The organism is Cupriavidus sp. OV096 (assembly GCF_900115455.1).
GTDB lineage: Bacteria > Pseudomonadota > Gammaproteobacteria > Burkholderiales > Burkholderiaceae > Cupriavidus.
Genome location: NZ_FOWM01000005.1, coordinates 16,704 through 30,397 on the forward strand (window position 1 = coordinate 16,704; position 13,694 = coordinate 30,397).

General features: G+C 67.2%; 14 protein-coding genes. 6 read left to right on the top strand and 8 right to left on the bottom strand.

What is annotated here, in order from left to right; genetic code table 11:
* Nucleotides 1-21: 21 nt before the first annotated feature.
* The 5 genes from BM115_RS13060 to BM115_RS13080 are packed head-to-tail and all read right to left on the bottom strand — an operon-like array spanning nucleotide 22 to nucleotide 3,843.
* On the bottom strand, nucleotides 22-1,224 hold the full coding sequence (locus BM115_RS13060) for an MFS transporter (protein ID WP_092294429.1): 1,203 nt from the start codon (nucleotides 1,222-1,224) through the stop codon (nucleotides 22-24).
* Between the two features lie 8 nt (nucleotides 1,225-1,232).
* On the bottom strand, nucleotides 1,233-1,997 hold the full coding sequence (gene arsH, locus BM115_RS13065) for an arsenical resistance protein ArsH (protein WP_092294431.1): 765 nt from the start codon (nucleotides 1,995-1,997) through the stop codon (nucleotides 1,233-1,235).
* Nucleotides 1,994-2,419 (bottom strand): arsenate reductase (glutaredoxin), encoded by a 426-nt coding sequence (arsC, locus tag BM115_RS13070; RefSeq protein WP_092294433.1) that lies wholly within the window; start codon nucleotides 2,417-2,419, stop codon nucleotides 1,994-1,996. Before arsC ends, arsH begins: the two co-directional genes overlap by 4 nt.
* A 9-nt stretch (nucleotides 2,420-2,428) precedes the next feature.
* Nucleotides 2,429-3,505, bottom strand: coding sequence for an ACR3 family arsenite efflux transporter (arsB, locus tag BM115_RS13075; RefSeq protein WP_092294435.1), 1,077 nt, complete (start codon nucleotides 3,503-3,505; stop codon nucleotides 2,429-2,431).
* Nucleotides 3,502-3,843: an ArsR/SmtB family transcription factor gene (locus BM115_RS13080; protein WP_092294437.1), complete on the bottom strand. Its 342-nt coding sequence runs from the start codon at nucleotides 3,841-3,843 to the stop codon at nucleotides 3,502-3,504. Before BM115_RS13080 ends, arsB begins: the two co-directional genes overlap by 4 nt.
* Before the next feature lie 120 nt (nucleotides 3,844-3,963).
* Here BM115_RS13080 and BM115_RS13085 point away from each other — a divergent pair, with 120 nt between their 5' ends.
* Complete coding sequence (locus BM115_RS13085; protein ID WP_092294439.1) at nucleotides 3,964-5,577, top strand: MFS transporter; 1,614 nt, start codon at nucleotides 3,964-3,966, stop codon at nucleotides 5,575-5,577.
* Between the two features lie 58 nt (nucleotides 5,578-5,635).
* Nucleotides 5,636-6,097 carry a MarR family winged helix-turn-helix transcriptional regulator gene (locus tag BM115_RS13090; RefSeq protein WP_092294441.1) on the top strand — a complete coding sequence of 154 codons (462 nt, stop codon included), beginning with the start codon at nucleotides 5,636-5,638 and terminating at the stop codon, nucleotides 6,095-6,097.
* 28 nt (nucleotides 6,098-6,125) lie between these two features.
* Here BM115_RS13090 and BM115_RS13095 read toward each other — a convergent pair whose 3' ends face one another.
* The 3 genes from BM115_RS13095 to BM115_RS13105 form a co-directional block, all read right to left on the bottom strand.
* On the bottom strand, nucleotides 6,126-7,427 hold the full coding sequence (locus tag BM115_RS13095; protein ID WP_255370829.1) for a cobyrinate a,c-diamide synthase: 1,302 nt from the start codon (nucleotides 7,425-7,427) through the stop codon (nucleotides 6,126-6,128).
* Between the two features lie 196 nt (nucleotides 7,428-7,623).
* Nucleotides 7,624-8,292: a response regulator gene (locus BM115_RS13100; RefSeq protein WP_092294445.1), complete on the bottom strand. Its 669-nt coding sequence runs from the start codon at nucleotides 8,290-8,292 to the stop codon at nucleotides 7,624-7,626.
* Nucleotides 8,293-8,631: 339 nt separating this feature from the next.
* Entirely contained in the window at nucleotides 8,632-9,585 is a 954-nt protein-coding gene (locus BM115_RS13105; protein WP_092294447.1) for a LysR family transcriptional regulator, read from the bottom strand.
* An 831-nt stretch (nucleotides 9,586-10,416) separates the two neighbouring features.
* Between BM115_RS13105 and BM115_RS13110 the strand changes: the two genes are divergently transcribed.
* From BM115_RS13110 to BM115_RS13125, 4 genes are all read left to right on the top strand, one after another.
* On the top strand, nucleotides 10,417-10,710 hold the full coding sequence (locus tag BM115_RS13110) for a transposase (RefSeq protein WP_092294449.1): 294 nt from the start codon (nucleotides 10,417-10,419) through the stop codon (nucleotides 10,708-10,710).
* Nucleotides 10,711-10,867: 157 nt separating this feature from the next.
* The gene (locus BM115_RS13115; protein WP_092294451.1) at nucleotides 10,868-11,179 is read left to right on the top strand and encodes a hypothetical protein; all 312 of its coding nucleotides are present in this window, start codon (nucleotides 10,868-10,870) and stop codon (nucleotides 11,177-11,179) included.
* A 41-nt stretch (nucleotides 11,180-11,220) separates the two neighbouring features.
* Nucleotides 11,221-12,600: a DUF3300 domain-containing protein gene (locus tag BM115_RS13120; protein ID WP_092294453.1), complete on the top strand. Its 1,380-nt coding sequence runs from the start codon at nucleotides 11,221-11,223 to the stop codon at nucleotides 12,598-12,600.
* Nucleotides 12,601-12,603: 3 nt separating this feature from the next.
* Nucleotides 12,604-13,476: a DUF2950 domain-containing protein gene (locus tag BM115_RS13125; protein WP_092294455.1), complete on the top strand. Its 873-nt coding sequence runs from the start codon at nucleotides 12,604-12,606 to the stop codon at nucleotides 13,474-13,476.
* Nucleotides 13,477-13,694: the final 218 nt, after the last annotated feature.

Sequence of the window (13,694 nt, forward strand, 5' to 3'; positions counted from 1 at the left end):
GGCTCCTCCCCATATTAGGCGCTATTCCGCCGCCGGGGCCGGCGCGCCCTGGTGGATAGGCGCCGACTGGATGGCGAACAGGGCCGCGCTGGCCGCCAGCCCCAGCCCGCCCGAGACCCAGAGCGCCTGTGCACCCCAGACGTCGATACAGAGCCCGAACAGCCACGGTGCCAGCGCCTGCGCGATGCGCGCCGGCACCATCAGCACACCCTGCCGATGCCCATACCCCTGCGGCCCGAAGATGACGAGCGGCAGCGTGCCCTTGGCGATGGTCAGGATGCCGTTGCCGGCGCCGTGCAGCACCCCGAACAGCGTGGCGGCCGGCGCGCCCGCGACCATGAAGGCCGCCGCGCCGATCGGGTGCAGGGCCGCCGCCAGCCGTGCCGACAGCAGCGGATGAACCTTGCGTAACAATCCGAACTCCAGCAGCCGGGCGCCAACCTGCGACGGCCCGATCAGCGCGCCGACGAGCACGGCCGTCGCCAACGTGGCGCCGCCGGCCTGCAACAGCCGCGGCAGGTGCGCGGCCATGGCCGTGCTGATGAACCACGTCGCCGCGAACACGAAGGCCAGTACCCAGGTGGCCGGCGCGCCCGACGCCGGTCCGGGCGCCGCCGGTTTGCCGGCTGCGGGTGCCGTGGATGGGGGCGCCGGATCGGCCCCCGCGCGCGGCAGGCTCGCATTGAGCGCGAGGCCCACCGTCAGGTGCAAGGCGGCCCAGACCAGACAGGCCACGCGCCAGCCATAGTGGCTCTCCAGCCAGGATGACAGCGGCCATCCCACGGTGCTGGCAAAGCCGGCGATCAGCGTGATGCCAGTGATCGCATTGCGCGAGCGCGTGCCGTACAGGCGCACCAGCGTGGCGAACGCCGCTTCGTAGAGCCCGCTGCCCATGCCGATCCCGATGACGAGCCACGCCAGGAACAGTCCCACGCTTTCCCGGGCCAGGCCGAGCCCCGCCAGGCCGGCCGCGAAGACGAGGCTGGTGGCCATCAGCACCGGCCGTCCGCCCAGCCGGTCGATCAGCCGGCCCGCGTAGGGGCCGAGCAGCGCCGAGACCACCAGCGCGGCGCTGAACGCCGCGAAGACCGTCGGCACCGACACGCCGGTGTCGCGCGCCATCGGCACCGCGAGCATGGCCACTAGATAGTAAGAGGATGCCCAGGCGAGCGTCTGTGCAGCCCCGAGCCGTGCCACGAGGCTGCCATTCGGTACGTCGGTCATGGTTGGCCTTATTCGACTTCGCCTTCGTCGGTGTCGCCCGCAGCCGCTTGGCGCTCGTGGTCCATCGCCGCCGCCGCCAGCGCCGCCGCCCGGGCCGGCGCGGCGTCCTTGCGCTCGCTGTAGCGGTCGGTCAGGTAGTCGGAGCGGTCCCGGATCAGCAGCGTGAACTTGTACAGCTCCTCCATGACGTCGACCACGCGGTCGTAGTAGGCGGACGGCTTCATGCGCCCGGCGTCGTCGAATTCCTGGTACGCCTTGGCCACGGAGGACTGGTTGGGAATCGTCACCATGCGCATCCAGCGGCCCAGCACGCGCAGCGCGTTGACGGCGTTGAACGACTGCGATCCGCCGCAGACCTGCATGACCGCCAGCGTGCGGCCCTGCGTAGGGCGGATGCCGGCGCTTTCCAGCGGCAGCCAGTCGATCTGGTTCTTGAACACCGCGGTCAGCGTGCCGTGGCGCTCGGGGCTGCACCAGACCTGGCCTTCCGACCATGCGGACAGCTCGCGCAGTTCCACCACCTTGGGGTGATCGGCGGGCACGCTGTCAGTGACCGGCAGGCCGCTCGGATCGAACACGCGCGTCTCGGCGCCGAAGTGGCGGAGGATGCGTTCGGCTTCCAGCGTCAGGAGCCGGCTGTAGGACGTCTCGCGCAGCGAGCCATAGAGCAGCAGGATGCGGGGCGGATGGGTGCTGACCCGCGTGGGCTCGAGCTTCTGGACGTCGGGCGTCTCCAGCAGCGCCGGCACGACATTGGGCAAGGCAATCGTCATGGACCCACCCTCCGGCCCTGCGCGTCGATGACCACCTCGCCATCCTCCTTGGTGAACGGGCTTTGCTGCGGCGACGGCAGGATATCGAGCACAAGTTCAGACGGCCGGCACAGCCGCACGCCGAGGTCGGTCACGACGAACGGGCGGTTGATCAGGATGGGATGGGCGAGCATGGCGTCCAGCAACTGGTCATCCGTCAAGGCCGGATCGGCCAGCCCCAGCGCGGCGTAGGGCGTGCCCTTTTCGCGAATCGCCTCGCGCACGGTCAGCCCGGCTTGTCCGATCATGGCCTGCAACTGCGCCCGCGACGGCGGCGTGTGCAGATATTCGATGACTTGCGGCTCGATCCCGGCATTGCGGATCATCGCCAGCGTGTTGCGGGACGTGCCGCAATCAGGATTGTGATAAATCGTGACAATCATCTTGGTTCCTCAGGGGAGCTTGGCCTCGTACCACCGCTGCGAGCGGTTGACGATGTGGACGACCAGCAGCATGACCGGCACCTCGATCAGCACGCCGACCACCGTAGCCAGCGCCGCGCCGGACTGGAAGCCGAACAGGCTGATCGCCGTGGCCACGGCCAATTCAAAGAAGTTACTCGCGCCGATCAGGCTGGACGGCCCCGCCACGCAGTGCGCCACGCCAAGCCGGCGATTGAGCAGGTAGGCGAGACCGGAATTGAAGAAGACCTGGATCAGGATCGGCACCGCCAGCAGCGCGATGACCATCGGCTGGTCGATGATCGCCTTGCCCTGGAAGGCGAACAGCAGCACCAGGGTCAGCAGCAGCGCACTAATAGAGTAGGGGCCAAGGTGTCGGAGCACGCGCTGGAAGTGCGCCGCGCCGCGCGCCAGCAGCAGCTTTCGCGCGATCTGCGCGATGACCACCGGCACCACGATGTACAGGCCGACCGAGGTCAGCAGGGTGTCCCACGGCACCGTGATCGACGACAGGCCGAGCAGCAGCGCTACCACCGGCGCGAAGGCCACGATCATGATGCCGTCGTTCAGCGCCACCTGCGACAGCGTGAAATACGGATCGCCTTTGCAGAGCTGGCTCCAGACGAACACCATCGCCGTGCATGGCGCAGCCGCCAGCAGGATCAGGCCGGCCACATAGCTGTCCAGCTGATCGACGGGCAGCAGCGGCGCGAATAAATGCCGCACAAACAGCCACCCCAGCAGCGCCATCGAGAACGGCTTGACGGCCCAGTTGATAAACAGCGTCACGCCGATGCCGCGCCAGTGCGATTTCACCTGCCCCAGCGCCGTGAAATCGATCTTCAGCAGCATCGGGATGATCATCACCCAGATCAGCACGCCCACGGGCAGGTTGACCTGCGCGTACTCCATGCGCCCGATGGCCTGGAACACGCCGGGCAGCATCTGGCCGAGCGCGATGCCGACCACGATGCACAACGCCACCCAGACGGTGAGATAACGTTCAAAGAATCCTATGGCGGGCGCGGAGGCGGCTCGGGCTGGCGCTGCAATGTCCGGGCTGCTCATCCTTCGGCTCCCTGCAACGGCGGGGTGGCGCAAGCCGCCGTCGGCCCGCACGGATTGCCGCCGCAGCAGTTCTCGGTGAGGAAGCCGATCAGGTCGTTCATGGTTTCGTAGCGGGCGGTGTAGATGACCGACCGTCCGGCCTGCCGGCTGTTGGCGAGGCCGGCCCGGTGCAGCTCCTTCAGATGGAAGGAAAGCGACGAGGCCGGCACATCCAGGAGCGTGGCGATCTGCCCGGCAGGCAGGCCCTCCGGCCCGGCCTGGACCAGCGCGCGGAACACCGCCAGCCGGGAGGCATGGGCGAGGGCGGCCAGCGCTTCGATGATTTGAGAAGATTCCATGATTCGAATGTAGTCGAAATATCGAATCGAAGCAACGCAGTTCTCCCACGTTCCGCCCTGCAAATTAAGGAAATTTCGACCTATAATCATTGACCGCACAACGATTGATCGGGCAATAGAATGACTTCCGCGTCGCAAGAAGGGCAGGGCGCTCCACATACGTCCGGCAACGGGCAAATCCTGCCGTTCCGGGAATCGCTGCTGGCGATGATCGGCATCGCCTTCGTGGTGATGCTCGTGGCGCTGGACCAGACCGTGGTGGCCACCGCGCTGCCGACGGTGGTCGCCGAACTGCAGGGCTTCGAGTACTACGCCTGGGTCGCCACGGCCTACCTGCTGACGTCGGTCGTCACCGTGCCGATCTTCGGCCGGCTGGGCGACTACTACGGCCGCAAGCCCTTCGTGCTGGTGTCGATCGTGGTCTTTCTGGTGGCCTCGGTGCTGTGCGGCATGGCGCCCAGCATGCCGTTCCTCGTGGCGGCGCGCGCCCTGCAGGGCATTGGCGGCGGCATGCTCGTGGGCACCGCCTTCGCCTGTATTCCCGATCTGTTCCCAGACCCGCACGTGCGCCTGCGCTGGCAGGTGATGATGAGCACCGCATTCGGGCTCGCCAATGCCATCGGCCCGTCCATGGGTGGCGTGCTGACCGAATGGTATGGCTGGCGCGCGGTGTTCTATATCAATGTGCCGGTGGGCCTGCTCGGCCTGCTGTTCGCGTGGCGCTACCTGCCGCATCTGCGCCATCAGGCGCACAAGGGGCCGATTCGCGTGGACTGGCTGGGCGCGCTGCTGATCGCGGCGGGGCTCGGTTGCCTCCAGCTCTCGGTGGAATGGCTGCCGGAGCGCGGGCTGGACATCGTGACGATTGGCCTGGCCGTGCTGTCCGTGGCGTCGTTCGTCGGCCTCTGGCAGTGGTCGCACCGCGCGGCGGACCCCCTGCTGCCGCTCGACATGTTCCGCAATCCGGCGCTGGCCTCGCTGTTCGTGCTTGGCGTGCTGGGCGGGTTTGCGATGTTCGCGCTGCTGCTCTACGCGCCGCTGCTGTTCCAGGGCGGGTTTGGTTATTCGCCGAAGGAGGCCGGACTGCTGGTGACGCCGATGGTGGTCTGCATCACCATCGGCAGCATTCTCAATGGCCGCATCATCACGCGCATTCCGGTGCCGAACAGCATGCTTTATGCGGGATTTGCGCTGCTGGCGCTCGCCTGCCTCGGTTTGTCGCAGGCCACGCGCGGCATGCATCACATGGTGCTGCTTGGGACCATGCTGCTGGCCGGCCTCGGGCTCGGCTTCGTGCTGCCGAACCTGACTGTGTTCGCCCAGCAGACGGCCGGCCGCGCCCACCTCGGCATTGCAACAGCGATGTTGCAATCGTTGCGGATGGTAGGCGGCATGGTCGGCACCGCGCTGGTTGGCACGATGGTGACGCGCAGCTATACCGGAGGCGTGGAGCGTGCGTTGCAGGCGGCTGGCGCGTCGGACTGGGCCGGGCGGATGACCGACCCCCAGATCCTGATCGACAAGGTCGCGCAAGCAGAATTGCTGACCAACCTTCAGGAGGCAGGGCACAATGGAGCCCTGCTGCTCGAGCAGGCGCGCCAATCGCTCGTCGGGGCCATCCATCTTGGCTTGCTCGTGGCGGCGATTGCGGCCCTGGTGGGGCTCTGGCGCGTACGCCGGGTCCCGCCGGTGAAGCTGACGCGGGTGCAGGAGCCCGCGATGGCAGCCGACTGATCCGCCTGAGATCACGGCGCCCCCGCGGATGCAAGCGTCCGCCTAAAGGAGATTCGGAGTGGAACTGGAGCGACAAAGCCTGGCCGTACTGCAACAGTTTGGACGCACTTACCGCGCCTATGCGGCGGCGTTCGAGCAGCGCATCGGTCATCCGCTGCCGCGCTGGCGCATCTTGTCCGCGCTGCATGGCCACGATGGCCCCATCGCGCAAAAGCCGCTGGCGGACCGCGTCGGCATGGACCCCGGCGCCCTCACGCGCCAGTTGAAGGCGTTGCAGGAACTGGGCTGGATCGAACGCACCACGAGCGAGCGCGACAATCGCATGACCAATGTCACGCTGACCCCGCTCGGGCGCGATATCGTCGAGCAGGCCCTGCCGCGCCGCTCGACCTTCCTCCAGGACGTGCTGGCCGATGTGTCCGAGACGACCATGCACAACCTCTCCAAGGGTCTGGCGCAGCTCGAGGCGGGCATTGCCGATGCCGCGGCCCGCACCGTGGCCGAGCGCGACGCCGCCTGAGCCGGTCCCCCATCCTTCCGCTATCCCGCTATCCCACCTTCCCGCCCAGCAGCGCCGCAATGGCCAGCGGGTTGGTCGGAAAATACAGATGCACATATGACGCCGTGAGCGAGCCGGTCTGGTAGACCGCCTCGCCCGGCGCGCCATCGCGCGGGGACACCGCCCGCACCGCCGGCGCCAGCGGCGAATCGGTCTTCGAATAGTGGAAGGTGTGGCCGCGCAGGGGTTCTCCGGGTTTGTCCGGCAGACCCGGAAACGTTACGGACTGGTGGCCGATGGCGGCAAGCCGCCGCTGCATCGTCACTGTGCCCGGCAACAGGCCGGCCATCTGGTGGCTGACGCCTTCCTTGTCTACCAACGTATCGAACAGCGCCATCATGCCGCCGCACTCGGCCAGTATCGGCAGGCCGTCCGCATGGGCGCGCCGCAGTGCCGTGCGCATGTCGGCATTGGCCGCGAGCGTGGCGCCGTGCAGCTCCGGATAGCCGCCGGGCAGCCACAGCGCGTCGCACGCGGGCAGCGCGCGGTCGCGCAGCGGCGAGAACCACACCACATCGGCGCCGAGCGCGAACAGCGTGTCCACATTGGCGGGATAGATAAAGCGAAACGCGTCGTCGCGGGCAATCGCCACGGTCTTATGTGCCAGCGGGCGCGGGCCGGGCGCAGCCGGCGGCGCTGGCGCCGGGAAGGGCACAGCGGGCGGCAACTGGCCGATCGGCAAGGCTTCCAGCGCGTCGGCCATGCGGTCGAGGCGCTCGATCAGGTCTGGCAGTTCGTCGGCGCTGAACAGGCCCAGATGGCGCTCGGGCAGGCTCGCCGCCGCGTCGCGCGCCAGCGCACCGGCCCAGCCGATGTCCGCCGGCAGGCTTTCGCGCAGCAGGTCGGCGTGGCGCGCCGTGCCGACCCCGTTGGCCAGTACGCGCATTGGCGGCAGCGGCGCCCCATAGTGCGCCAGCCCGTAGGCCAGCGCGCCGAAGGTCTGCGCCATGGCGCCGGCCTGGATCACGGCCAGCACCGGCAGGCCGAAGCGCCGCGCCACGTCGGCGCTGCTCGGCGTGCCGTCGTGCAGGCCCATCACGCCTTCCACGAGGATCAGGTCGGCCACTTCCGCCGCCTCGGCCAGCCGCGCGCGCGCGTCGGCCTCGCCCGTCATCCAGAGATCGATCGAATGCACCGGCGCGCCGCTGGCCGCCGCCAGCAGCGTCGGGTCGAGGAAGTCCGGGCCAGTCTTGAATACGCGGACGGTGCGGCCCTGGCGGGCATGCAGCCGGGCCAGCGCGGCCGTGACGGTGGTCTTGCCTTGCCCGGAAGCCGGGGCGGCCACGAGCAGGGCGGGCACGGCGCGGCCGGGGGTGCCGGGGGACGGCGGGGTGGTTGTGGCAGTTGTGGCGGGATGGTGTTCGGGCATGTCGGTAGGTGGCGCATGACAACGGTGTCATACGGCGAAATCGATTATAGCGAGCGGTCGCGATGGCAATGGCTTCGGTTTTGCTTCGGTCTTGCTTCAGTTTGGACTCAGTGTTGTCTCAGTTTCGCCCTAGGGGCAGGACGACGCCCTGCAGCGCCGCGCATTCGAACAGTTCGCGGTCGTTGCTGACGCCGAGCTTGTGCATCGCGCAGTTCTTTTGCCGGCTGATGGTCTTCACGCTGCGGCACAGCGTGGCGGCGATCTCCGTGACCGTGCGCCCGGTCAGGTATAGCCGCAGGACCTCGGTTTCGCGCGCGGACAGGCGCTGCACGCCGTTGCGCCCGCACGGCAGCATGGTGCGCAGCTCGGTGGGCGCCAGCGCGCGCAGCGCGGACTTGCCGATGTAGGTGAAGCCGCGCTGCGCCCGCGCGATGGCGGTGACGATCTCGGTCAATGGGCAATCCTTGAGCAGCAGGCCATGGACGTGCGCGTCCAGGATCGTGCGCAGGACCAGTGGATTGGTGATCATCGTCAGCACGATGATCGACAGCGCGGGGTAGCGCCGCCGCAGGCTGGTGATCAGCCGCACGCCGTCCAGTTCGGCCGGGCCGGGCATGTGGTAGTCCGTGACCACCACGTCGGGCTGCAGAATTTCCACCTGTTGATGCAGTTCTGTTGCGCTTGCCACTTCCCCGCAGACTTCCCAACCCGTCTGTGTCTGCAAGCACGCGCGGATTGCCGCCGTAATGACGGGATGGTCGTCGGCCAGCAAAATCCTCAATGTCATCCAATGCCTCCTGTGCACATGGGTCCGATACGACTTTTGGCAGGCGTGAAAAAAGGCGCCGCACGCGGGAGGGCGTGCGGCGCAAACACGCAGGCAACTGCGTGCACGCGTGCGCGCGGACCAAACGGGATACGACCCGGCGCACGTCAATGCCCGCTGAGATTAATGCGGACTCCTGCGCAAATGATTTGAGACGATTCGGAAAATGCAGGCGGCTGAGAGCCGGGACTTGCGCGGCAGGGGTTGGCCGGAAAGGAAAGACCCCGCGCGGCGGTTACCGCGCGGGGTCCGAGGGTGTCACGGAGGGTGTCCCGGCGCCGGGGCGCCGGGGGAGGAGCGTCAGGCCACCGCCAGGCGGCGCGGCTCTGGCCGGCCCTGCCGGCGGTTCTCGATGGCGCGGATGGGGTCCCGTAGCACGGCGGCGCCCACGTCCATGATGTCACGCATCGCCACGCGGTCCGGGGTTTGCTCGGCGGTCCAGAACTGGAGCGAGGCCCAGCCCGGGAAACTGCCCGGCGGCGCCAGCAGGCGCGTCTTGCGGTCGCGCGTGACCAGCGGCACGTTGAAGTCGAGTACCGGGCAGATGCCGCCGGCCGCGTGCAGCAGGGTGATCTGCGTGTGCCACGACGGCACCACGGTTTCCCGATGCCCCGGCGTATTGGCCTGCCGCGCCAGGAACGCCCGCAGCGGGCTGCCGGCCTCGCAGTCTTCCTGCAGCAGGATCCAGTCGCTCTCCGCGTCGTCGGGGCCATGGGCGCGCGCGGCGCTGACCAGCCGGCGCGGCGTGGCGAGGATGCTGTGCGGCATCACGCCGTCTGGCACGGTGGCGCCATCCACCACGAAGGCGCAATCGAGCTGACCGGTATCCAGGCTGCCGGCCAGGGAGGCATCGGCAATGACCGGCCGGGTCACAAAACTGTCTTGCGGGAATTGCTCGCACAGCGTGCTGAGGATCTCGGTGATGACCGGATCGCCAATCGACGATGAAAAACCAATGGAAATACGACGTCCGGTGGCACCGGTTTGTGTGCTTTCGGCCAGCGGGCGGACCAGTAGATTCCACTTTGCAAGAATCTGCCTGGCAGTATGCTCGAGCCGCAGCGCATGGGGCGTTGGCTCCAACGTGCCATTGCGCTTGACGAACAGCGCGTCGCCGGTGATCTCGCGCAGCCGCGCGAGGCTATAGGCCACGGTGGGGACACGGCCCTGGGTACAGGCGGCCACCGCGTTGAGGTCCCGATATTCCATCAACAGGACAAAGACGTGCAAAAGCTTGGTGCTGACGTGCCGCATGCTGACTTCTCCCGATCCAGATTGTTGGTTTTATTTTTTGTGGGCACTAAGGAAGTTGCGACTTCCTGCCTGTGTGGTCGCAGCTTGAAAGCGCGTCGGCACCCCCGTGCCGGACCAAGCCGAAACTGCCAGGACTTATGAACTGCTAGAGGGCGGGGAATTGCAAAGTGGTCAAGAGTCGCCCGGGTTACCGAAATCTGCAGTGCATGCCACGGGTTCGCCGCGCGACGCCGAAGCGTTGCATGGCACGTGACGTTAGCAGTGGTCCCCTTCTTCCTCAGGCCGGTTGGCGGCGGCAATGAAATCCGCGCCGATAGTCGCCTGTCCGAGAGCGCAGTGGCACTCTTTGCAGGCGTTTCGAAATTTAGTTGGTGCCGAGGAATCTTAATACATCATTTAGCAAACTACTAGGAACTCGGTTCGATTCCTGACAGAACAGGGATGCATATCGGGCCTTATGTCCGGACAATCAGACAACGCGAAAGCCGTGCCTGGCGCGCCTTGCAGGGCGATGGCCGACCCGCGTGACCGGCGTTTGCAAGTGTGAGCCAGCAATGTCCGACGGGTTTGAAGCGGCTGTCCGGCAGTGAGTGATGACATGAATTTGTCCAATTTGGAATACCGAAATTTGCGCCATTTCCCTGTCAACATCGGATACGCCTGACACGGACTCGGACCACGCGGGGCACGCGGCCGGGTCGTTAATTTGCTTAACTCGCGCTGCAAAGACACTGAATTCCTTTTGCCCGGGCATTGGGCTACCTTACCGGCAGGGTGGGCTGGCCGCGTGCATGCGCGGGGCGAGCGCTTGGTGCAAGCGGAGGCATTCGGATGAACAGACGCTATTCGGAGGAGCAGATCCGCATGTACCTGGCCGAGGCCGCCAGTGGGGTGCCCGTGCGGGAACTCTGCGCGCGCTATGGTTTCAGCGATGCGTCGTTCTACGGATGGCGTGCGAAGTACGGCCCGGCACGCGAGTCCGATGTGCCGGACGGGCGCCGCATGCGCCAGTTGCAGCAGGAGAACGCGCGTCTTAAGAGTATGCTTGCGGACGCACTGCTCAAGCTCGAGCTGCTGCGCAACCGTACCGGCCGCAATGGCGATGGCAACGGCAAGGACCGCTAGCGCATAGCGCGCGGATCGCCGTTGCCGGGCGCGCGGGCCGGTGTTTTTTATCATCATGGCGATGCATGCGTGCATCGCCGGCAGTTTCCGGAGTTTCCTGGTGAAGAGGTTTTTCGTAGCGTGGGGTGTGGGGTTTGGGTTGTTGATGACAGCGGGCATGGCATGGGCGCAGACGCCGCCGATCGACCCGGGCACGCCGATGATCGCGCCGCCGCCCCCGCGCATGCTCGACCCGGCCACGGCGACGCTCAACGGCGAAGGTGCCACGCCGGGCGTCTCGCAACGCGAGCATTGCCGGCAACTGCTGGACCAGATCAACGGCCTGTCCAAGGAGCCGCAGCAGTGGGAACAGAGCAAGTCGTCCGTGACCACGGCGGATGGCCGCACCTATTCCACGCTGGAACGCGCGCCTGATCGCAAGCGGCTGGAAGAGGCCTATCGCCAGGAGTGCGCGCAGTCGGCCAGGTAGTACCCCCTCGTCCGTCCTCATCCGTCATTGTGGGAGCCAATATGTACCGGTTGCGACGTATTCTGGCGTGGTGCTGTGGATGGATGTTGTTACTCGGCGGCGGGACCGCCTGGGCGCAGGCCAAGCTCGACAATGCGCATCTCGACCAGTTGCTGGCGCCCGTGGCGCTCTATCCGGACGCGCTGTTGTCGCAGGTGCTGATGGCGTCGACCTACCCGGCCGACGTGGCCGCGGCAGCGGAATGGTCGAAGGCCAATGCCAGCCTGTCCGGCGACGCGGCAACCAAGGCGGTGGCCAACGAACAGTGGGACCCGAGCGTGCAGTCGCTCGTCGCCTTCCCGTCCGTGATGGATATGATGGGCCGCCAGCCGCAATGGGTGGACTCGGTGGGCGACGCCTTCCTCGCCCAGCCCGATGATGTGATGGACTCGGTGCAGCGCCTGCGCGTACAGGCCCAGAAAGCCGGCACGCTGAAGACCACCGAGCAGCAGAAGGTGGTGACACAGCAGTCCGGCGGCACCACCATCGTGCAGATCGAGCCCGCCAATCCGCAAGTGGTCTATGTGCCGACCTACAACCCCACGGTGGTCTACGGCGCGTGGCCCTATCCGGCGTATCCGCCAGCCTACTATCCACCTCCGCCCGGATCGGTCTTCGCCAGCGCCGTGGTGGCGGGCGTGGGCTTTGGCCTGGGCGTGGCCGCGGTCAATTCACTGTGGGGCGGGTTCAACTGGAACTCGCACGACGTGAACATCAACGTCAATCGCTACAACAATATCAATGTGAATCAGCGGCTCGATGTGAACCGCTCGAACGTGAACTGGCAGCACAACCCGGCCAATCGCGGCAACGTGCCGTACAAGAATTCGAACGTGGCGAATCGCTTCGACACGCAGCGGCAGCAGGGGCTGGCGAACCGGCAGGCGGGGCAGGGCGGGCAGCGGCTTGGGCAGGGCGGCCAGGGCGTGCAGGGTGGCCGGCCTACGCCGCAGGCGGGCTCGCGCGATGCCGCGCGTGACCGCGCCGCGCAATCGTTCCAGGGCCGCACGGGCCAGTCGATCGCCGGACACGGGCCGAACGTCAATCGCGGCGGTGGGGGCGGCATGCAGAATCCCCGGCCCGCCGGCGCCGATCGGCAGCGGGCCGATCAGTCCGCCGCGCGCGACCGCGCACGGGACAGCAATCGTAATAGCGCCTTGCGCGATGCCGGCAACGGCGACCGCATGCGGCAGCAGGTGCAGCGCGGCGGGAATGCGGGCGGCTTCCAGCGCGGCGGGAATGCCGGTGGCATGCAACGCGCCAGCCATCCGGCGCAGCGGTCCATGCCGCAACGTGGTGGCGGTGGAGGGGGAGGGGGCGGCGCGCACTTCGGTGGAGGAGGCGGCGGTGGTGGCGGTCATCTTGGACATGGTCGGAGATAAGACATGATGAGAGCGACGTTGTCCGCCACCATGATGCGTATCGTGCGCCGGGTCCTGGGCGCCGCGATGCTGGCCGTGCCGTTGCTGGCGGTGTCCGTGCCGGCGCAGGCGCAGCGGGTCTATCCCTCGCCCGAGGCTGCCTCGGACGCCCTGGGCGACGCCATCGCCCGCAGCGACCATGACGCGCTCAAGGGCGTGCTCGGCCCGAACTACCGGACGCTGCTGCCGCCGCAGGGCGTCGATCAGGAGGATATCTACGAGTTCCTGGCCGCGTGGGCGCGCCACCATGCGGTGGAGCGCGCGGGCGAGGATACGGCGCGCGTGGCGGTGGGGGAGAGCGGCTGGACCTTCCCCGTGCCCATCGTCAAGCGCAAGGCGGGCTGGCAGTTCGATATGCCGGCTGGTCAGCGCGAGGTGCATGTGCGGCGCATCGGCCGCAACGAACTGGTGACGATGGACACGCTGCTCCAGCTGGCGGACGCGCAGCAGCGCTACGCCGAGCTGGCCGGCAATGGCCGCTATGCGGCCCAGCTCGTCAGCAGCCCGGGCAAGACCAACGGGCTCTACTGGCCGTCTTCGTCGGCCGAGAATGACAGCCCGCTGGGCCCCGATGCGCTGGCGATGGGCCCCGACACTCCGCCAAACGAGGCGTTCTACGGCTACCGGTACCGCATCATCGCCGCGCCGAAGGGCAGCAACGCGAAGTACGCGATCGTCGCGTGGCCGGCCCGCTATGGCGACAGCGGCGTCAACACCTTCATCCTGGACAGCGAGCGCCAGTTTTATGAGCGCGACCTGGGAACAGCCACCGCCAGCCGGGCTGCCGCACTGCGCACATTTTCGCCCGAGGGGTGGACGCGGGTAGCGGAACAGTAGATCCGGTTACTCTGCCGCATCATCTGTCGAACAGGCGCCTATATGGCGCCTTTTTCTTTCTTTTCCTGCTAAACGGCACAACGGTGCGCCCGGGCTCCATGGTAGCTGGCCGCCCTCCAGGCAAGGGGAAAACTGTTTCGAAATCTAATGTTGTGCTTTGCAGACAATGCCGCTAATCCATCACGCCGACTATGGTATGCTGCGTCGCACAATAGCGG